The organism is Clostridium sp. Marseille-P7770 (assembly GCF_902143525.1).
Taxonomy (GTDB): Bacteria; Bacillota; Clostridia; order Lachnospirales; family Lachnospiraceae; genus Pilosibacter.
Window position 1 is genome coordinate 366,379 of record NZ_CABFVC010000001.1, and the last position, 19,787, is coordinate 386,165.

At 50.0% G+C, this 19,787-nt stretch carries 16 protein-coding genes and 1 other annotated feature; of the genes, 10 read left to right on the top strand and 6 right to left on the bottom strand.

What is annotated here, in order from left to right; genetic code table 11:
• The first annotated feature begins 16 nt into the window (after positions 1-16).
• The 4 genes from FN001_RS01720 to FN001_RS01735 all read left to right on the top strand — a co-directional run bounded on the left by FN001_RS01720 (position 17) and on the right by FN001_RS01735 (position 5,100).
• The gene (locus tag FN001_RS01720) at positions 17-1,552 is read left to right on the top strand and encodes an ABC transporter ATP-binding protein (protein WP_117551843.1); all 1,536 of its coding nucleotides are present in this window, start codon (positions 17-19) and stop codon (positions 1,550-1,552) included.
• Complete coding sequence (locus FN001_RS01725) at positions 1,549-2,637, top strand: ABC transporter permease (RefSeq protein WP_142410584.1); 1,089 nt, start codon at positions 1,549-1,551, stop codon at positions 2,635-2,637. The genes FN001_RS01720 and FN001_RS01725 overlap by 4 nt, the downstream gene beginning before the upstream one ends.
• A complete protein-coding gene (locus FN001_RS01730) occupies positions 2,634-3,545 on the top strand; it encodes an ABC transporter permease (protein ID WP_182429436.1) in 912 nt (303 codons plus the stop codon). Before FN001_RS01725 ends, FN001_RS01730 begins: the two co-directional genes overlap by 4 nt.
• Positions 3,546-3,699: 154 nt before the next feature.
• Positions 3,700-5,100 (top strand): ADP-ribosylglycohydrolase family protein, encoded by a 1,401-nt coding sequence (locus FN001_RS01735; protein ID WP_142410585.1) that lies wholly within the window; start codon positions 3,700-3,702, stop codon positions 5,098-5,100.
• A gap of 279 nt (positions 5,101-5,379) precedes the next feature.
• On the opposite strand, the gene FN001_RS01740 is transcribed toward FN001_RS01735, so the two are convergent.
• Positions 5,380-6,195 carry a Cof-type HAD-IIB family hydrolase gene (locus tag FN001_RS01740; protein ID WP_185911807.1) on the bottom strand — a complete coding sequence of 272 codons (816 nt, stop codon included), beginning with the start codon at positions 6,193-6,195 and terminating at the stop codon, positions 5,380-5,382.
• A gap of 94 nt (positions 6,196-6,289) precedes the next feature.
• Positions 6,290-7,615: a glycosyltransferase gene (locus tag FN001_RS01745; RefSeq protein WP_142410587.1), complete on the bottom strand. Its 1,326-nt coding sequence runs from the start codon at positions 7,613-7,615 to the stop codon at positions 6,290-6,292.
• A 163-nt stretch (positions 7,616-7,778) separates the two neighbouring features.
• Positions 7,779-8,039: a binding site (T-box leader), on the top strand.
• Positions 8,040-8,141: 102 nt separating this feature from the next.
• Between FN001_RS01745 and FN001_RS01750 the strand changes: the two genes are divergently transcribed.
• The 3 genes from FN001_RS01750 (at position 8,142) to FN001_RS01760 (ending at position 11,236) form a co-directional block, all read left to right on the top strand.
• On the top strand, positions 8,142-9,221 hold the full coding sequence (locus FN001_RS01750; RefSeq protein WP_142410588.1) for a TRAP transporter substrate-binding protein: 1,080 nt from the start codon (positions 8,142-8,144) through the stop codon (positions 9,219-9,221).
• Positions 9,222-9,486: 265 nt separating this feature from the next.
• Positions 9,487-9,975, top strand: a complete 489-nt coding sequence (locus tag FN001_RS01755) for a TRAP transporter small permease (RefSeq protein ID WP_142410589.1) — start codon at positions 9,487-9,489, stop codon at positions 9,973-9,975.
• Between the two features lies 1 nt (position 9,976).
• On the top strand, positions 9,977-11,236 hold the full coding sequence (locus FN001_RS01760) for a TRAP transporter large permease (protein ID WP_118599288.1): 1,260 nt from the start codon (positions 9,977-9,979) through the stop codon (positions 11,234-11,236).
• A 265-nt stretch (positions 11,237-11,501) separates the two neighbouring features.
• Here the strand turns inward: FN001_RS01760 and spoVG are convergent, their stop codons facing one another.
• The 3 genes from spoVG to FN001_RS01775 all read right to left on the bottom strand — a co-directional run bounded on the left by spoVG (position 11,502) and on the right by FN001_RS01775 (position 14,299).
• Entirely contained in the window at positions 11,502-11,777 is a 276-nt protein-coding gene (gene spoVG, locus FN001_RS01765) for a septation regulator SpoVG (protein WP_015553023.1), read from the bottom strand.
• A gap of 129 nt (positions 11,778-11,906) precedes the next feature.
• Positions 11,907-13,028 carry a glucose-1-phosphate adenylyltransferase subunit GlgD gene (glgD, locus tag FN001_RS01770; RefSeq protein WP_142410590.1) on the bottom strand — a complete coding sequence of 374 codons (1,122 nt, stop codon included), beginning with the start codon at positions 13,026-13,028 and terminating at the stop codon, positions 11,907-11,909.
• A complete protein-coding gene (locus FN001_RS01775) occupies positions 13,025-14,299 on the bottom strand; it encodes a glucose-1-phosphate adenylyltransferase (protein WP_015553021.1) in 1,275 nt (424 codons plus the stop codon). The genes glgD and FN001_RS01775 overlap by 4 nt, the downstream gene beginning before the upstream one ends.
• A 348-nt stretch (positions 14,300-14,647) precedes the next feature.
• Between FN001_RS01775 and yfcC the strand changes: the two genes are divergently transcribed.
• The 3 genes from yfcC (at position 14,648) to fucO (ending at position 18,302) form a co-directional block, all read left to right on the top strand.
• Positions 14,648-16,159 carry a putative basic amino acid antiporter YfcC gene (yfcC, locus tag FN001_RS01780; RefSeq protein ID WP_117483516.1) on the top strand — a complete coding sequence of 504 codons (1,512 nt, stop codon included), beginning with the start codon at positions 14,648-14,650 and terminating at the stop codon, positions 16,157-16,159.
• A gap of 234 nt (positions 16,160-16,393) precedes the next feature.
• Positions 16,394-16,975, top strand: a complete 582-nt coding sequence (locus FN001_RS01785) for a TetR/AcrR family transcriptional regulator C-terminal domain-containing protein (RefSeq protein WP_142410591.1) — start codon at positions 16,394-16,396, stop codon at positions 16,973-16,975.
• 178 nt (positions 16,976-17,153) lie between these two features.
• Positions 17,154-18,302 (top strand): lactaldehyde reductase, encoded by a 1,149-nt coding sequence (gene fucO, locus FN001_RS01790; protein WP_142410592.1) that lies wholly within the window; start codon positions 17,154-17,156, stop codon positions 18,300-18,302.
• Positions 18,303-18,393: 91 nt separating this feature from the next.
• Here the strand turns inward: fucO and FN001_RS01795 are convergent, their stop codons facing one another.
• Positions 18,394-19,704 carry an amidohydrolase gene (locus FN001_RS01795; protein WP_142410593.1) on the bottom strand — a complete coding sequence of 437 codons (1,311 nt, stop codon included), beginning with the start codon at positions 19,702-19,704 and terminating at the stop codon, positions 18,394-18,396.
• Between the last annotated feature and the right edge of the window lie 83 nt (positions 19,705-19,787).

A 19,787-nucleotide genomic window follows, 5' to 3' on the forward strand; every position in this document is an offset into this window, starting at 1 on the left:
AGAAAGGAGGATCCGTATGGGCAAAGAGATCCTGAAAATGGAACATATCACAAAGATCTACCCCAACGGTGTCATGGCCAACAGGGATGTCAGCTTTTCTGTCCGGGAAGGTGAGATCCATGCCCTGATGGGTGAGAACGGTGCCGGAAAAAGTACCCTGATGAAGATCCTGTTCGGTGACGAGGATGCCACTGAGGGCGATATCATCTTCGAGGGAAACAAGATCCAGCCAAAAAGTGCCGCTGACACGATCCGTCTCGGAATCGGAATGGTTCATCAGCACTTCATGCTCGTGGATTCTCTACGGGTATATGAGAACGTGATCCTCGGCATGGAACCGAAAAACGGGATCATGATCGACAAGGAAAAAGCGATCCGGGCGGTGGAGGAAACCGCCAAAAAGTACAACTTAAAGATCGATCCGATGGCTGTCGTCGGAGAGCTCTCCGTCAGCCAGAAACAGAAGGTCGAGATCTTAAAAGTCCTGCTCCGCGGGGCGAAGCTCCTGATCTTAGATGAGCCGACCGCAGTTTTGACGCCACAGGAGACAGACGAACTCTTTGAACAGCTTCTTTTACTAAAGAAAAATGATCACACGATCATCTTCATCTCCCACAAGATCCGCGAAGTCATGCAGATCTGCGACAATATCACAGTCCTCCGCGCCGGACGGACAGTGGGATCAATCCCGGTCGCCAACGCGACAGAAGAAGACATCTCCCGCTTCATGGTGGGCCGCGATGTCATCCTGAAAATGAATAAAAAGCCGGCAGAATTCGGTGACACGCTCTTAAAAGTCACTGATCTGACCTATGAAAATAAAGAAGGACGAAAGCTCCTGGACCATGTCTCCTTTTCACTGAAAAAGGGCCAGATCTTAGGTATCGCAGGAGTTGAGGGAAACGGACAGAATGAACTCGCCGAGGCGATCTTCGGTTTCTACTCCGGTGTCAAAGGCAGTATCCTCTTTGACGGGAAAGAAATCCTTGGAAAATCCATCCGCGCGATCCGCGATGACGGAATTTCCTATATCCCCGAGGACCGTATCAAAACCGGAGCGGCCGGAAACATCAGCCTCTGGGGCAACATGATCGCAGACATCATCGACAGCCCGCTGTTAAAAAAACACGGACTTCTCAATTATAAAAATATCCATGAACGGGCAGATAAACTTATCAGCGACTTCGGCGTCCTCTGCCAGAATGACGATCAGCCGATCGGTATGCTGTCCGGCGGAAATATGCAGAAGGTCGTAGTCGCAAGGGAATTTTCCTCTGACCCGAAGCTTCTGATCGCCAACCAGCCGACCCGGGGCATCGATGTGGGTGCCAACGAGTTTATCTGGAAAAAGATCATTGAACAGCGCGATGCCGGAAAGGGCGTTATCCTGATCTCCGCGGACTTAAACGAGATCATGGAACTCTCCGACAGCATTCTCGTCATGTGCGGCGGACAGGCTGCCGCCTACTTCGAGGACGCGAAAAAAGTAGATGAGTTCGAGCTCGGAAACTACATGCTCGGGCTGAAACATCAGGAGGTATCGGAATCATGAAACAGAAAAAACCTCTATCATCTTATGTAGAAATGCTGCGGACCATGATCGCCATCCTGATCTCCCTGATCATCGTCTTCGCGATCATTCTCCTGATCAGCAGTCAGCCCCTCTCCGCTCTCGGAGACTTTATTTTCGGACCGCTGACCTCCGTCCGCCGTTTCGGAAACGTCATCGAAGGTATGACACCGTTAATGTTTACAGGACTTGCGGTCATCATCCTCTTCAAACCGGGGCTTTTCAATCTGTCCATGGAAGGCGCGTTCTTTATCGGCGCCGTTGCTGCCTGTGCGGCTTCCCTGGGACTTGGACTTTCCGGAAAAACGGCACTGATCGTGGCCATGGCGGCTGCGGCGGTCGCAGGCGGATTTATCTGCTTTATCCCGGGCATCATGAAAGTAAAGACCGGCTCCAATGAGCTTGTAACTTCCCTGATGCTCAATTACACCTGCCTGTACGTCGGGCTCTGGATCATCACCACCTTCTTCTATGATCCGACCCAGAACTCCAACTATTCCTACAAATTTCCGGAAGGATGCGCTTTAAGCAAGATCATCACCGGCACGCGTATCAACTCCGGTACGATCATCGCCCTTGTGACTGTCCTTGCGATCTGGGTCATCGTAAACCGGACACCCTTCGGCTTTAAGGCAAACCTTGTGGGCGAAAACTTCAATATGGCAAACTACGCGGGCATCAACTCCGGCCTCATGATCATCCTGACCCAGATTCTGGGTGGTATGCTGGCGGGACTCGGCGGCGCTGCGGAGCTTTTCGGCATGTACCAGCGCTTCCAGTATTCCGCACTCCCGGGCTATGGCTGGGACGGTGTTCTGATCGCCATCGTCGCCAGACGGAAGGTACAGTATGTCCCGTTCGCAGCACTGTTTTTATCTTATCTGCGGATCGGCGCGGATATCATGTCCAGAAATTCCGATATCCCGTTTGAGATCGTAAACATCATTCAGGCAGTTATGGTCCTTCTGATCTCCGCCACCGCGATCCTCAGCGGATATAAGAAGAAACTCATCATCAAAGAGACAAAAGAATTCGAAGCTGCAGCGAAAAAGGAGGTACAGGCATGAATATCTGGAGTGTGATTCTTTCCCCTGACTTCCTCTTTACCTCGATCCGTGTGATGACTCCGATCCTGTTCGCGGCCATGGCCTGCATGGTCTTCGTGAAAGGCGGCATCGATCCCATCGGAACTGAGGGAATCATGTTAAGCTGTGCCCTTGCGGGACCTGTCGGCGGTTACTTTACCCACAGCGCTCTGGGCGGCGTGATATTCGCAATGGCAGTCGGCGTGGTGCTGGCTTTCGTGTTTGGTTACTTTACGCTGATCCTGAATACAAACCCGGTGCTCGCCGGAATTGCGTTAAATACTTTGTCCGGCGGTCTCACAGTCTTTACGACCTATTATCTGACCGGAAATAAAGGTTCCACCCAGAGTTTAAAGAGTCCGGTGATGCCGGAGATCAAGATTCCGCTTATCAAAGATATCCCGGTTCTCGGTGCCATTATCTCCGGACATAATGTTCTGACTTATCTCGGGCTGATTCTGGTGATCGTCCTCACGGTCTTTTTCTGGAAGACTACCGTCGGCCTGCGGATCCGCGCTGTCGGCGAGAATGAGAGTGCCGCAAAATCCGTAGGCTTAAACGTCATGAAATATAAGTACATCGCCCTTCTCATCGCCGGCTGTCTCGCCGGGATCGGCGGCGCGTACATGTCCATGGGTTATGTTTCCTTCTTCTCAAGAGACATGATCGCCGGACGCGGATGGATCGGAATGGCGGCGGAATCCATGGGTCTCGGTATTCCATGGAAGATCGCCTGCTCGGTACTGATCTTCGGTATGGCAGATTCACTGGCAGTGCGGCTTCAGATGTTAAATCTGCCGTCCCAGCTTATTCAGACGATTCCTTACGTGGTTACGATGATTGCGATTGGAATTTATTCGAAGAGAAGTATGTCGGGAAAGAAGAATTGATGGAATTATTTCGAAATTCCGAGCTATTATAAATATAGGCAAAGCTTCTGTATGATCCATTTTGACAATGTGTTTTCTTCCGATCTCTGCCCTGTTTCTTATCCTGAGCAGAGACAGGAAGTGGTATTTACAGCTGAAATGAGGGAGATTCTTTATGAAAGCATGGGAATTTGAACATAAGCTGACGGCGGACGCCGTTCCGCCGGAGCTTCACGACGACAATGAGGCGGACTGGATGGCCTACACGGAAGCCGGCCGCGCCTCCGACAAACAGCTTTTCCACGACTGGGACAATAAGGTTCCGGGATCCAAAGCGCCCTGCGACGTGGTGATCGCCGCGGTGCAGAGCATGCACAACCGGGGGTATGATGTGACGGAAGCTGAGAAATTCATGGAGGAAGGCCTGAAGGCGTCCGAGGAAAAGGACGGAGCCGCGATCCAGGTGGCTACCGCGAAGATCTTCCACGCACTGAATGAAGCGCCAAAGGATCCCGCCTCCCCTTACTGGAGCTACAACACCTACCGCACCTTCGCGGATGTAGAAAAAGAGGCTGATTTCGGCCCTGCAGCGCCCTATGACGTCTTTTCCGATGACTTTGCAAAGAAAGTCACCGCAGGATGGATGGGACAGCTCATCGGCGGCTGCCTTGGAACCCAGATCGAAGGTTATACGACAGAACAGATCCGTAAACGCTTCGGCGAGGTCTACGGATATCTCCGCCGCCCGGAGACATACAACGATGATATCACCTACGAGATCGCCTATCTTGACGGATTCATCGAAAAAGGCTATGATATCACGCCTGCCGACGTTGCCTACAAGTGGCTGGAGCTGATCTCCGACGGATATTCCGCCGAGAAGACAGCCATCGAAAATCTCCGCCGCGGGCTTCTTCCGCCGGAGAGCGGCACAACAAACAACTACTTTTACGACTGGATCGGAGCGCAGATGCGCACCCCGCTTCACGGAATGTTAGCACCCGGAAACCCGAAACTCGCAGCGAGACTCGCCGCGGACGATTCCATCGTCTCCCACTCCAACAATGGCATGCTGGGCGGGATCTTCAACGCCCTGCTCACCTCCCTCGCTTTCACGGAGGACCATATCCGGACCGTTGTTGAGAAAGCGGTGGACATGATCCCGCATAAGAGCGAATACTACGCAGTCGTAAAACATGCGCTGGATCTCTGCAAGGAAAATTCTTCCTGGGAGCCGGTATGGACGGCCTGCGAGGAGCGCTACAAAGAGTACAACTGGATCCACGCCTACCCGAACGCGGCGGCAGAAGTCATTGCCCTCTGGTTCGGAAATATGGACTTTAAGGAGACCTGCCACATCATCGCCATGGAAGGTCAGGATGCGGACTGTACCGCAGCCCCGGTACTGAACGCACTGGCGATCATGATCGGTCTGGATGTCATTGACGACAGCTATATCAAGCCCATCGGGGATAGGATCCTCACGACTATGAGACGGTATCAGGATTTCAAGATCGCTGAGCTTTGTCAGTGGACAACGGATGCGGTGAGAAATGCGGTGAAGAAACAGAAGTAATACGGTTGAGTTTTTGAAACATCTTCTGTCGCTCGGATATTGGTAAGTCAAGCGGATATTCGCAATCCGCTTCGCTACTTGCTCATAACCGAATAACTGCTCCGCAGTTTATCAGAAGGAGCTTGCACTCCTCCTGATACAAGCAAGTCCCCACCCACTGCTTATTGCTTTTCGCAATTGAAGCAGGGGACTTACTTGATTCGGTTAAAAAACAGGCTCATTTGATTTCTGGATTTGTATCAAATGGGTCTGTTTTTTTAATTATTTCTTCAATTTTTCTCAGTCCTTAAATATCTCCTTCAGCCTCTTCAGCAGCCCTTCCTCATCATTCTTCCCGATCACCATCGGTGCCCGTCTCCGCACATTCTCCGGCGCATTTCCCATCGCCGCGCCAAATCCTGCCGCACGCATCATGGAAAGATCGCTCTCGCCGTCACCGAAGGCCGCTGCCTCTTCCGGGGAGATTCCGAGTTTTCCACAGAGCGTCTTCAAACCTTCCGACTTTTCCACGCCCGCTGCCGTGATCTCCAGATATTCCGGGTTGGATGCCGCGGACTGAAGATCAGAGAAATCTCTTGCCAGAACCGCCGCCAGCTTTGTCATCACGTCCGGATCTCCCATGAGGAGAAATTTATGAATTCCGCCTTCTGTTTCAAATGTATCTTTAATAGATCCAATTTCAGCCGGAAATCCCACGATTTTCTCTTCCCGCTGCTCTCTCCAATCGTCCCGGTCATCCACGATCCACTTCTCGCCGCCGAAGGTATTGCAGGCAACAGCCGGAAAGTCCTTATCCAGCATCGCCTTCAGTTCCAGTGCCCGTTTTAACGGAATCATCTTACTGTAGATCTCATGTCCGTCGTTACCGAGGATCAGTCCACCGCAGAACGCAATGATCGGTGCATGGTTCCCCAGCATTCTCTTAATGACCCGCACGCCTTCCGGTGACCGCGCGGAAGTCAGGATAAACGGGATTCCCTTCTTCTCAAGATTCAGGATCATCTCCTTCGTCCCCTCCGTGATCTGTCCGTCCGACGTCAGCAGCGTGCCGTCGATGTCACTGAATACGATTTTGCAAGTTTTTTCTTTTTCCATCTTTATCTCCATATTTTTGATGTTTATCCGTTGTATTTCCACACCAGTACGACCGCCTGACGCAGTCCGCAGCTTCTCGCGAATGCGCCTTCTCCTATCCCCGCTGCAAAATACTCCTCTCGTTCTCCCGCACTTTCCGTGCCAGCAGCGTATACTGTCTGATCTCTTCCTCTGTAAAATTTCCAAACTTCGCCTGATAGTAATCGTTCTCCGCCGCCTCAAGATCCGGGATCACAACTTCTGATGCCGGAAGAAGTTCCAGTCGGATCTTTCGTTCTGTTCCCCGCCTTCTCGGGAGCTCCGTTATCTCCACCATCTTTTTCGCGGACAACCGCTGGACCGCCACCGCAAGGTCTCCGCGGCTAAGATCCATAAGATCCGCAAGATTCTTTCTGCTCAGTTCATGGCTTGCATCCTTCAGATATAAAAGCAGGGAAAGTTCCTCCATTGTCATATCATGCTTCAATGCCGCCGACTCCAGATATCTCTCCAGAAGTTTCCGGTCCCGGTATTTATCCACAATGATCCCATCATCGGAAATCACCTCCTGTAGCGCACTGCTCCGCTCCTCTCCGAGCTTCCGGTTTCCGGGGATCGATGCTGGGAAAACAAAGCCGTCCTTCGCTGCATCCACCAGAAAATGGTACACCTGAAGCCGGTTTTTCTCATAATCCTCTTCGTCCAGCACATGCTTATAAAAGTTGTTGTAGTACTCAAACATCATAAGCTTCATCTTCACAGTCTTCGTGATGCTGATCTTCTGGTTCACCAGCGAACCTTTTGTCTTTACATAATAATACACCGGTGTCCTCAGCGCATAGAATGTCTCTGCATAGCGGACATACTCCAGATTGAACATGAAATCCTCACACCAGCTGATCTCCGCATCCATCCGGATCCCGAAGCCGTTTACGAGATCGCGCCGATACAGCTTATTCCACAGCACTCCATAGTAATAATCCGCCGGATTCTCCATCATAAACGACGCGAATTCCTCCCGGTCGATCACGCAGTCTGACTCGATGTCCCCTTTTCTGGATACCATATCCCCAACGACGCGGTAAAAATCGGAAATCACCATATCACAGCCATGTTCCTCTGCCGCCCGGACCATAAGCTTTGTCGCATCCGGCGTCAGCCAGTCATCACTGTCCACAAACTGGAGATATGTTCCCTTTGCCCTTTCTACTCCCTGATTTCTCGTATCCGAAACCCCGGAATTTTCTTTGTGGATCACCACCACACGCTCATCCGTCTTCGCATACGCATCACAGATCGATCCTGACATATCTCTGCTCCCATCATCTACGAGGATCAGTTCAAAATCTCTATATTCCTGTCCGAGAATACTGTCCACACAGCGGTTCAGAAATTTTTCCGCATTGTAGACAGGAACAATTATACTGACGGTCGGTTTCATTCTCCTCCTCCATTCTCTATAATAACCTGTTGGAATATCTCCTATGAAATAAATTTACTATACGATCTATCATATCATATTTTTCTCACAATACGCGATTTATTTTAATTAATTCTCTTGACTTTTGAAAATCTGTGACTATAATAAAGTTCAGTTTCAAATATTTCCTGCGATGATGGGAACGCTCTTAACGAAGGTCTTTCAGAGAGCAGCTGGCTGGTGAAAAGCTGCAGACACCGCGTTACAGACAATCCTCCCGGAGCTAACCACTGAAAGTGTTCCAAGTAGGCTGGTTCGGTTTACACCCGTTAACGTGTTGCCTGTTTACTTTTCCGCACTAAATGAGCCGGAAAACGACGGGATCGAGAGGCTGTTTTTACAGCAAAAAGAGTGGTACCGCAGAAGTTTCGCTTCTGTCTCTTTAACAGAGACAGGAGCTTTTTTATTCTTCAGATTCTTACTGCGAGGGGCAGTTAAGATATATACTTATAATCAATCTATTCTTAAAAGACTTTAGGAGGTCATTATGAAAAAAAGTGCAAAATTATTATCCGCTGTAATGGCAGGCGCTATGGTACTTTCCATGGCAGGCTGCGGCTCTTCCAGCAATTCTACAGAGACAACTGCTGCTGCCGCTGAGACAACAGCCGCTGCCGCTGATTCTTCCGCTGCTGAGAGCAAGGAAGCGACTTCAAACACAGACGCAACCGTAATAAAGCTTGGTACGACCGTAAACGAGCAGGACAGCTTCCAGGTGTGTGCAGAGAAATTCGCTGAACTCGTAAAAGAGCGCACAAACGGCGCTTACGAGATCGAGATCCATCCGAACGGAGCTCTCGGCGACGAGCGTACCATGCTTGAGAGCATGCAGATGGGTACTCTTGATATGGGTATCATCACAAGCGGTCCGTTCGTAAACTTCTCCAGCGCTATGGGCGTTCTTGATATGCCGTTCCTGTTCGCAAACAACGAAGAAGCTTACAAGATCCTCGACGGCGAGATCGGTAAAGAGCTCCTTGCAACTCTTGAAGATGCAGACTTAAAGGGACTTGCTTACGCAGAGCGTGGTTTCCGTAACATCACAAACAGCAAGAAACCGATCACAAACGCAGCAGACGTTGCAGGCTTAAAGCTCCGTGTCATGGAGAACGATGTTTACACAGCAACATTCAAAGCTCTTGGTGTAAACGCAGTTCCGATGGCATGGTCCGACGCTTTAACAGCTCTTCAGCAGGGCACCATCGACGGCGAGGAGAACCCGATCAACGTTATCTACTCCTACAAACTCTGGGAGTCCCAGAAATATGTAACACTTGACCGTCATTCCTACTCCACAGCGATCATCACAATGAGCAATGACCTCTTCAAATCCTTACCGGAAGATGTTCAGACGATCTTCGAGGAGTCCGCTCAGGAAGCTGCTGAGTACGAGCGTCAGTGGGTTGCTGATCAGGAAGCTGACCAGCTCCAGGAGATCAAGGATCATGGTATGGAAGTCGTAGAAAACCCGGATGTTGACAGCTTCCGTGCTGCTGTTCAGAGCGTATACGATGCATATCCGGATTACGCTGACTACATCACAAGAATCCAGGATGCTTTAAAGTAATCCCGGTTTCTGGATCGTAACTTTTTGTGCTGATATCCGCTGGCACTGCTTTCGCAGTCGGAATTTCAGCATGTGATCTGACCCGGCTGCCCAGGATCTCCTGTGCAGCCGGTCCCATCTTAAACACATTTCATGGTTACTGTTCACGATAAGCATTTTCCACACCTGCAGGACCTGCCGCCGGCGTCCCCTTACAGATGCATGGCTGCGGAAAACGCCTGTCGTGAGCAGTAACCGCTCAGGATTTAAAAAGGAGGAAACACCGTTGGCTTTCGTTAAAGGTTTTCATAAACTCAGCGATGTCCTGGACACCTTATGTTCCTACATCATCGTTGTCATGCTCGGCGCCATGGTCGTTATCACCGGCGCACAGATCGTCTGCCGTATGGCATTCACCGCACTCTCCTGGAGTGAAGAAGCGACCCGTTACCTTTTAGTCTGGTCATCATTTTTAGGCGCAAGCTGTGTATACAAGCACAGCGGCCATATCTCCATCACCTTCGTTCAGGATATGGTTCCGGCCGCATTAAGCAAAGTCTTAAAACTTCTCGTCCATGTGGTCTGCACAATTCTTTTTGTTGTCGTGATCATCTATGGTATGAAATACTTCGGAAAACAGGGAAACCAGCTGTCTGCAGCAATGCGTCTTCCCATGAAATATATTTACCTCTGCATTCCGGTAGGATGCGGATTCATGCTCGTACACGCGGTTGACGCGGTTCTTGGACTTTTATTTGGAAAGGAGGAGGCATAACATGGCAGCATTATTATTTATTTCCTTTATCGTTCTGCTTCTGATCGGTGTTCCGGTCGCATTCGCGATCGCAGCCGCAGCTCTCCTCGTTCTCTTAAAAGGCGATGTAAAGCTCCTGATCCTCGTGCAGCGTATGTTCGCCAGCACCGATTCCTTCTCCCTGATCGCGGTCCCGTTTTTCATCTTTGCCGGTGATCTTCTCGCAAAAGGTAAGGTTTCCAAGGTGCTCGTTGAGTTCGCTGAGTCTCTGCTCGGTATGTTAAAGGGCGGTCTTTCCATCGTATCCGTCCTTGCAGGTATGTTCTTCGCAGCGATCTCCGGTTCTGGTGCTGCTACAACAGCAGCTGTCGGCGCGACTCTGATCCCGGAGTTAAAGAAACGTGGTTATCGTGAAGACTCCGCGGCTGCCCTGATCGCAGCTGCCGGAACGATTGGTGTCGTTATCCCGCCGTCCGTTCCGATGGTATTATACGCCGTTATCTCTGAGGACAGCGTAAACACACTTTTCAAAAATGGATTTGTCCCGGGAATTTTAATGGGCGTGATCCTCGTTGCGATCTCCCTCTATCAGGCACGCAAGTTCAACTACCCGAAGGGAAAAGCGTTCTCTGTAGGAAACGTGCTCCACACCTTCAAGGAAGCGATCTGGGGAATCTTAATGCCGCTGATCATCCTCGGCGGAATCTTCTCCGGTTACTTCACACCGTCTGAGGCTGCTGCCGTAGCGGTTATCTACGCGATCTTCGTTTCCTTCTTTATCTACCGCGACCTTGACTTCAAGGGTCTCATTGAGATCATGAAGGGAAGTGCGAAGACATCCGCTGTCATCATGATCATCATCGCATGCAGCGGTCCGTTTGGCTGGGTTCTCGCAAACTACAAGATCCCGGAGGCGATTGCAAGCGGAGTATTGGGAATCTCCACAAACAAGTATGTGATCATGTTCCTGATCTCCCTGATCATCCTGCTCGCCGGAGTCTTCATGGAGACCTCCTCCGCGATCATTATTCTTTCCCCGGTGTTCCTGCCGCTTGTCAAGGCCATGGGAATCAGCACCGTACATTTTGGAATCCTGTTCGTAGTTGGTATCGCCATCGGTATGATCACACCGCCGGTTGCCATCAACCTGTTCGTTGCTTCCGGTATCACGGGACTTCCGATCGAGCGGATCTCCAAATCTGTTATCCCGTACCTGATCGGACTGATCATCGTATTCTTCATGATCGTATATGTTCCGCTTCTGATCCCGGGACTTATGTAATCATATAAGAAATCATAAAAATCTACGACCTCCAGTTCCGGAATCATACCGGTTTCTGGAGGTCTTTTTTATCATTCTGCTCAACTCAAATGCAGCGCGACACCGGTTCCTGCATACACTTCGTCGATTCTAATTCGCAAAAAAGTCCGCCAAACCTTTCGATTCGGCGGACTTTCTATTTCCCCATTCACAAGCCGCTCTCTGCGGCTATATCTTTTTGCAGGACCAGCGTCAGGAAATCACTCCGGACAAGTTTCCCGGAGAACTAAACTGCCTGCGCTTCCTCCAGTGTGGTCGTCTCGTACTTGTCGAGGATCACTCTCTGGATCATGTCCCGTGTTCCGGAATTGATCGGATGGGCGATATCGCGGTATTCGCCATCAGCAGCTTTTCTGCTCGGCATCGCGATAAACAGGCCTTTCTCCCCTTCAATGACCTTAATATCGTGGATCACGAACTCATTGTCCAGTGTGATGGACACAATTGCCTTCATCTTTCCCTCTTTCTCAATTCTTCTCACACGTACATCTGTTACCTGCATAATAACCTCCCCCATCTGCGCTCTCCGCAGATTTTATGTAATCACCGGCCAGTCAATATTTGAATGCCTGTTTTTCTGCCTTTTGCCGCGCCATCCGGAATATCCCGCTTCCGGCCTGCGGCTCCCTTTTTACAGGGTGTATCTCTCGTTCTTCTCGATGACGATCTTCACATCGTCCGGTTTGCCGATATACGTTGTGTTGGCACGGATCGTGTCGCGGCTCTCAACGATGCAGTTCTCAATAACGGTATTATCCCCAATATACACGTCATTTAAGATCACCGAGTTCTTGATGATACAGTTGTTTCCGATATAGACTTTCTTGAACAGAACGGAGTTCTCCACAGTTCCGTTTAAGATACAGCCGCTGGATACGAGACTGTTCTTCACCGATGCGCCCGGATTATATTTTGCCGGCGGAAGATCATCCACCTTGGAATAGATATCCGGATACTCTTTGAAGAAGTAGTTGCGCACTTCCGGTTTTAAGAAGTCCATATTTGTCTGGTAGTAAGCATCGACAGAAGCGATGTTGCTCCAGTATGTATTTAACTTGTATGCGTAGATCCGCTTGAGACCTTTGTAGCGCACCAGGATGTCCTGTACAAAGTCATATCTGTCCTCGTTCGCGCAGCGCTCGATGAGCTCGATGAGCTGACGGCGGCGGACAACATAGATACCACAGGAGATCGTATGGGAATCAGCCACCATCGGCTTTTCCTCAAACTCAACGATCCGTCCGTCGGCATTCGTCTTCACCATACCGAAACGTGTCACATCCACATCACCCGGCATGTCCTTGCAGACAACTGTGATGTCTGCTTTCTTTTCGATATGATATTCCAGGACTTTGTTATAGTCCAGCTTATAAACACCGTCTCCGGAAGCGATCACAACGTAAGGCTCATGGCTCTTCTTTAAAAAGTCCAGATTCTGGTACAACGCATCTGCGGTACCGCGGTACCAGTCACTGTGCTCCGCCGTGATCGTCGGGGTAAATACATACATTCCGCCCTGTTTTCTTCCGAAATCCCACCATTTGGAAGAACTTAAATGTTCATTTAAGGAGCGGGAATTATACTGGGTCAGTACGGCAACACTCTGGATATGAGAGTTGCTCATATTGCTTAACGCAAAATCCACACTTCGGAAGCTGCCAGCGATCGGCATTGCCGCGATCGCTCTCTTTCTGGAAAGTTCGCGCATCCGTTTGCTGTTTCCGCCTGCTAAAACAATACCGATTGCTCTCATACGATTCCACCTGCCTTTACAATGTAGCCGCCGCTCTCAAGCGCTCCGTCCGGATAATCCTCCGCGGTCGTCACACCTGAAATTGCTGTATTCTTGCCGATCTTTACGTTCTCCGGGATCACGGAGTGTTCGCCGATCGTCACAAGATCAAACTGGTATACTTTCTGGTCATATTTGCTCGGCGCATATTCACCGACACCAAGGTGCGCCCCGGCGCCGACCTTTACGTCCTCGGCCACGATCGCTTTTTCTACCACCGCGCCTTCACCGATCACGCTGTCCTGCATGATGATGGAGTCTTTGACTACAGCGCCTTTCTCGATCGTTACGCCAGATCCGATCACAGAGTTCGTTACCTCTCCGTAGATCTCAGAACCTTCGCCGATGATACACTTTGTGATCTTCGCGTCCGCGGAAATATACTGCGGCGGGATCCGGTCACTCTTTGTATAGATCTTCCAGTATTCCTCATACAGGTTGAATTCCGGGATAATGTCGATGAGCTCCATATTTGCTTCCCAGTAGGAGCCGAGAGTTCCGACATCTTTCCAGTAACCGTTGTACTCATATGCAAAGATCCGTTTGCCCTGCTCGAAGCAATACGGGATCACATGTTTTCCGAAATCACAGCCCGGCTCCTCGGAAAGCTTGATGAGCGCTTCCTTCAGTGCCTTCCAGCTGAAGATGTAGATACCCATGGAAGCGAGGTTGCTTCTCGGGTTCGCCGGTTTTTCCTCAAATTCCGTGATCTTATTGTTGTCATCCGTGATCAGGATTCCGAAACGGCTTGCTTCCTCGATCGGCACCGGCATAGCGGCAATCGTGACATCCGCATTATTCGCTTTGTGATATTCCAGCATGACCTCATAATCCATTTTGTAGATGTGGTCGCCGGAAAGGATCAGAACGTATTCCGGATTGTAGGACTCCATGTACTCCAGATTCTGGTAAATTGCGTTCGCGGTTCCTGTATACCAGTCGCTGCCTTTACTTCTCTCGTAAGGGGGCAGGATCGTAACGCCGCCGACGTTGCGGTCTAAGTCCCACGGAATACCGATTCCAATGTGCGCGTTTAAACGTAAGGGCTGGTACTGGGTCAATACTCCCACAGTATCAACACCAGAGTTGATGCAGTTGCTGAGCGGGAAATCAATAATTCTGTACTTTCCGCCGAAGGAGACGGCCGGTTTTGCCACTTTCTGTGTTAACACACCGAGACGGCTTCCCTGTCCTCCTGCCAACAGCATCGCTATCATCTCTTTTTTTACCATGATATCACCTCTTGCTGCTCTTTTTGTCCCATACATTAGTTTCTTAGATGGTGACTCCATTATAACATACTTTTTAGAAGATGTGAACAAACTTTTCATCCTTTCAATCCCAATTTTGTGTATATTCTGACATTTTTTTCTTTTTGTATGATACGCAATACAATACCTATGTTCCTGCTTGGTTACATAAGTACCAAAAATTCTGATTCGAAATTGTATAAACCTATTAATATGCAGAATTAAAGGAAAAGAGTAATGACGTATCACAGAATTTATGTTAATATAGTAGATACACTACCTGTGCGGGGGATTTCACAGGCAGAGAATACAATTATGGGGGGATAAGCCATGGAGAAAAAAAAGGGCTTCCAGATGCCGCACACTTACATCATCATTTTTGGTGTCATTCTGTTCGCGGCTCTGCTCACCGTATTTATCCCGTTGGGTAAATACGACACAAAAGAAATCACGTATATGCAGAACGGCGTGGAAAAAACAAGAACCGTTCTGGATCCGGAAAGCTTCCAGTATATTCTGGATGAAAACGGAAACAAGGTGACCAAAGCAGCTCCGATCTTCGGAACCGAGGACTTTGGCGGTCAGGGAATTTTAAACTATGTATTCGAGGGTATGACCGTCGGCGATAAGAATGGTACCGCTGTCGGAATCATCGCTTTCATTCTGGTCGTAGGCGGTGCCTTCGGTATCGTTCTCCGGACAGGCGCAATAGAAAGCGGCATTATGCGGGTCATCGCTTTGACAAACGGACGCGAGATCCTTTTGATCCCGATTCTTGTAGTCCTGTTCTCCCTCGGAGGCGCGGTCTTCGGTATGGGTGAGGAGGCAATTCCGTTCGTTATGATCCTCGTACCGATGTTTATCGCAATGGGATATGATGCAGTTGTCGGAATTATGTGCTCCTACGTATCTACACAGATCGGCTTCGGTTCTTCCTGGCAGAATCCGTTCGGACTGGCTGTTGCCCAGGGTGTTGCCGGTATTCCGGTCATGTCCGGCGCATGGTTCCGTATCCCGTTATGGATCTTCTTCACAGGACTTACGATCGTCTTCACGATGCGCTACGCGGTAAAGATCAAGAAAGATCCGAAGCTCTCCGTTGCGTATGAGTCTGATGAAGAATATAGAAAAGAATTCGCAAAGAACGGCAAAGAGATGCCGCCGTTCACACTCGGCCACAAGCTTGTTCTCCTCACGGTCGCTGCCTGCATGGTATGGACGATCTGGGGCGTTATAAGCGAAGGCTACTATATCCCGGAAATTGCTTCCCAGTTCTTCGTAATGGGTCTTGTTTCCGGTATCATCGGTGTTGTATTCAAGCTGAATGATATGAAAGTAAATGATATCGCAAAATCCTTCGACCACGGTGCCGCTGATCTTTTAGGCGCTGCAATGTGTGTCGGAATGGCGCAGGGTATTATCATTATCCTCGGCGGCACAAGTGCAACCGACGGTACGGTCTTAAATACGATCCTTCACAGCATCAGCGACGGAATGCAGAATTTCCCGCCGGTGATCTCCGCATGGTTTATGTATATCTTCCAGTCCGTATTCAACTTCTTCGTTGTATCCGGTTCCGGACAGGCTGCACTTACCATGCCGATCATGGCTCCTCTCGCCGATCTTGTCGGTGTCGAGAGACAGGTTGCTGTTGTTGCGTACCAGCTTGGTGACGCCTTCACAAACTTCATCGTTCCAACCTCCGGCTGCCTCTTAGGCGCGCTGGCTGCGGCAAAACTCGACTGGGGCAAATGGGCAAAGTTCCAGATCAAATTCCAGGCTGTCCTGTTTGCATTTGGATCCATCGCTGTGATCCTTGCCGTTGTGATCGGTCTCTCATAAAAATCGGTCTGCCTTCGGTATCAGCCATCTAAAGCTCATTCAGACGTAACACAAACTCCGTATCATCCGCGTGACTCGATCGCGGATAATACGGAGTTTTTTTGAACACTTCCCGATGAGATCAGATGAAGGACCTAACCGCCTCAAAAAGCCTTTCTTCATTGGGAAAAATATGATAGAATTTACTGAATAAAATATAAGAACCGGTCGCAATACCGGAGAAAGGAGCTTTTAATGATCGAATCCAGCACGCCTGCCATGAAGGGGGAAAAAACAAAATACCGTCTCGCCGCAGCCATGAAGGAATGCATGAAGACAACTCCGGTCGATGCGATCACTGTCCGCCAGATCACAGAGCGCTGCGGCGTCACCCGCCAGACCTTTTACCGGAATTTTCTTGATAAATATGACCTGATCAACTGGTATTTCGACAAGCTCCTCGCCCGCTCCTTTGAACATATGGGACGCGGGACCACGGTCCTTGACAGTCTGGAGAAAAAATTTACATATATTCAGGAGGAAAAGACGTTTTTTGCCGCTGCATTCCGCTATGACAGGCAGAATTCCCTGCGGGAGCATGATTTTAAGCTGATCCTCGCCTTTTATGAAAATCTGATCCGGGAAAAAAGCGGCAGACCGGCCACCCCTGAAATCCATTTTCTTCTCGAAATGTACTGTCAGGGCTCGATCACCATGACCGTAAAGTGGGTTCTCGGCGGCATGGACCTGACCCCGTCCCAGTTTGCCGGGCTTCTCGTCCGCGCGATGCCGGCAGCGCTGCGGGATCTGTTTCTTGAGCTTCATCTGCTATCCTGATCTATTGTTATTTTGCACAATTTTTCTATGTCTTTCTTTTGCAATATGTCGATTTTTCCTTGAAGTGTTACACTTGACCTTTTCTGTAACTTTCTTTTTACCCTTCAAATTTGTTAATATAATAACAAAGGCACAGAAAGCTTTTGAGAGCAAGTATTCATGGAAGGAGTTTTTTATCATGGCAAATCGTATTATGTTAAATCAGACATCTTATCACGGAGCAGGTGCGATTCAGGAGATCGCGAACGAGGCGAAAGCCCACGGCTTTAAAAAGGCATTCGTATGTTCCGACCCGGATCTCGTAAAATTCAAGGTTACTGCCAAAGTAACCGACATTCTGACCACAAACGGTCTTGACTACGAGCTCTACTCCGATATTAAAGCAAACCCAACGATCCAGAACGTCCAGCACGGTGTTGAGGCCTTTAAGGCATCCGGCGCTGACTATTTGATCGCCATCGGCGGCGGCTCCTCCATGGATACCTCCAAAGCGATCGGCGTCATCATCGCAAACCCGGAATTTGAGGATGTAAGAAGTCTTGAGGGTGTTGCACCGACAAAAAAACCGTGTGTTCCGATCATCGCCGTTCCGACAACAGCCGGTACTGCTGCCGAGGTTACGATCAACTATGTTATCACCGATATCGAAAGAAAACGTAAATTTGTATGCGTTGACCCGCATGACATGCCGATCATTGCGATCGTTGACCCGGATATGATGTCCTCAATGCCGAAGGGACTTACCGCTTCCACCGGTATGGATGCCCTGACCCATGCCATCGAAGGCTATACAACAAAGGCTGCCTGGGAAATGACCGATATGTTCCATCTGAAAGCCATCGAGATCATCTCAAGATCCCTGCGCGGAGCAGTGGCTAACACAAAAGAGGGACGCGAAGGAATGGCTCTCGGTGAGTATATCGCCGGTATGGGCTTCTCCAACGTTGGTCTTGGTATCGCCCACTCCATGGCACACACACTCGGTGCTGTCTATGATACCCCGCACGGCGTTGCCTGCGCAATGATGCTTCCGATCGTCATGGAATATAATCAGGAATGTACCGGCGAGAAATATCGTGAGATCGCGCGCGCAATGGGCGTTGCAAATGTTGATTCCATGTCTCAGGACGAATATCGAAAAGCTGCTGTTGACGCTGTCAAGAAGCTTTCCGCGGATGTCGGAATTCCGTCTGTCCTTGAGGCAATCAAAGAAGAAGACCTTCCGTTCCTTGCAGAGTCCGCACATGCAGATGCCTGCGCGCCGGGCAACCCGAAGGATGCCAGCGTAGAGGACCTGAAAGACCTGTTCCGTAAGATCATGGCATAAAAATGCCTTCTCGCATTCATGAAAAGAGCTCCGGCAAATTGGCCGGAGCTCTTTTTATCTGTCGCTTTTTATCGCATGCACTTCTCACCCATTAATGTATAATGTCATAAACCACACCGCAGAAGATCTTCACCGCATTCGGAAGAACCTGTTCGTCGATATCGAAGATCCGGCTGTGACCCGGGCCGGCTTCGTGGGTGAGTACACGCATAAAGGTCGCCTGTCCGCCCTGTTCCTGGACGCGGTTCATCATATAAGAGACGTCCTCGCTGCCGCCGTTTTTGCTGCTCATTTCCTTCGCAACCGGCAGATGAAGATCTTCCTCGCAGACTCTCTTCACCCGCTCCATCAGCGCTTCACTGCTCGTCAGGGAGTTTGCTGCACCCATAAGCTTCATCTCACAGGTACATCCGTGCATCTTCGCCGCACTCTCGATAATATTCACCGCGTAGTCTTTCATGTACTCGTTGATCTCGGTGGTCTCACCGCGGACCTCGATCTCCATCTTCGCCTCGTCCGCGATAACATTCCGTCCGCTTCCGGCAACAACGGTTCCCACATTTACTCTGGACACGCCGCCGGAGTGACGCGGGATCGCATAAAGGTTCAAGATCGCCGTTCCGACTGCCAGCATGACATTCCGTCCAACCTCCGGTGATCCACCTGCATGGGCAGATTTTCCGTGGAAGATCACATCATATTTTGTTGTCGCGAGAGAGCCATGGCTTCCCGGAATTACCACTGCCGGATCGTCCTCTTTCTTATTTGTCACATGAGAGCCGATCAGGTAATCCACACCGTCAAGATGTCCGTTATCAACGATGGATTTCGCACCGCGGACACCCTCTTCTGCCGGCTGGAAGATCAGCTTTACCGTTCCGTGGAGCTGATCCTTAATGGACATCAGGACCTTCGCCACACCGAGACCGATGGTGGCATGTCCATCATGTCCGCAGGCATGCATGAAGCCTTCATTTACGGAGTTAAATCCCTCTTTCGCCGGTCTGTGGCCCGGATCATGTTCCTCGAATACGCCGAGGGCATCGATATCAAACCGCATGGCAACCGTCGGGCCCTCGCCGCAACGCAGGATTCCGATCACGCCAGTCATTCCCCCCTTTGTGTACTTAACAAACTCCGGATCCGCTCCCTGGGCAACGGCACGCTCATACTGTTCCTCTAACTTTTCCTCAGACGGAACGCCCATTCTGGAATCCTTTTTGCAGACCTGATCTCCGACAAGCACTTCATATCCGAGCTCTGTCAGTTTCCGTGCAATAATGGACGATGTCCTCATCTCAAACCAGCCCGGCTCCGCGTACTTATGAAAGTCACGTCTCTGCGCTGTAAGGTCACCCGCCATCTCATCGCTCATGGTCTTGATCCGATCGTAAATATTCATTCGTTTGCCCTCCCGTGTGATGTTTTTCTCTATTATAATGGGCTCGCAGCCAAAATTCCACAAAAACATTTTATTTTATGGGC

What these genes read in the sequence shown, in the direction of transcription:
- yfcC (WP_117483516.1), top strand. Translation starts at nt 14,648, where the DNA reads ATGGAGAAAAAAAAGGGCTTCCAGATGCCGCACACTTACATCATCATT.
- FN001_RS01735 (WP_142410585.1), top strand. Translation starts at nt 3,700, where the DNA reads ATGAAAGCATGGGAATTTGAACATAAGCTGACGGCGGACGCCGTTCCG.
- FN001_RS01720 (WP_117551843.1), top strand. Translation starts at nt 17, where the DNA reads ATGGGCAAAGAGATCCTGAAAATGGAACATATCACAAAGATCTACCCC.
- FN001_RS01760 (WP_118599288.1), top strand. Translation starts at nt 9,977, where the DNA reads ATGGCAGCATTATTATTTATTTCCTTTATCGTTCTGCTTCTGATCGGT.
- FN001_RS01775 (WP_015553021.1), bottom strand. Translation starts at nt 14,299, where the DNA reads ATGGTAAAAAAAGAGATGATAGCGATGCTGTTGGCAGGAGGACAGGGA.
- FN001_RS01750 (WP_142410588.1), top strand. Translation starts at nt 8,142, where the DNA reads ATGAAAAAAAGTGCAAAATTATTATCCGCTGTAATGGCAGGCGCTATG.
- spoVG (WP_015553023.1), bottom strand. Translation starts at nt 11,777, where the DNA reads ATGCAGGTAACAGATGTACGTGTGAGAAGAATTGAGAAAGAGGGAAAG.
- FN001_RS01730 (WP_182429436.1), top strand. Translation starts at nt 2,634, where the DNA reads ATGAATATCTGGAGTGTGATTCTTTCCCCTGACTTCCTCTTTACCTCG.
- FN001_RS01795 (WP_142410593.1), bottom strand. Translation starts at nt 19,704, where the DNA reads ATGAATATTTACGATCGGATCAAGACCATGAGCGATGAGATGGCGGGT.
- glgD (WP_142410590.1), bottom strand. Translation starts at nt 13,028, where the DNA reads ATGAGAGCAATCGGTATTGTTTTAGCAGGCGGAAACAGCAAACGGATG.
- FN001_RS01740 (WP_185911807.1), bottom strand. Translation starts at nt 6,195, where the DNA reads ATGGAAAAAGAAAAAACTTGCAAAATCGTATTCAGTGACATCGACGGC.
- fucO (WP_142410592.1), top strand. Translation starts at nt 17,154, where the DNA reads ATGGCAAATCGTATTATGTTAAATCAGACATCTTATCACGGAGCAGGT.
- FN001_RS01785 (WP_142410591.1), top strand. Translation starts at nt 16,394, where the DNA reads ATGATCGAATCCAGCACGCCTGCCATGAAGGGGGAAAAAACAAAATAC.
- FN001_RS01725 (WP_142410584.1), top strand. Translation starts at nt 1,549, where the DNA reads ATGAAACAGAAAAAACCTCTATCATCTTATGTAGAAATGCTGCGGACC.
- FN001_RS01745 (WP_142410587.1), bottom strand. Translation starts at nt 7,615, where the DNA reads ATGAAACCGACCGTCAGTATAATTGTTCCTGTCTACAATGCGGAAAAA.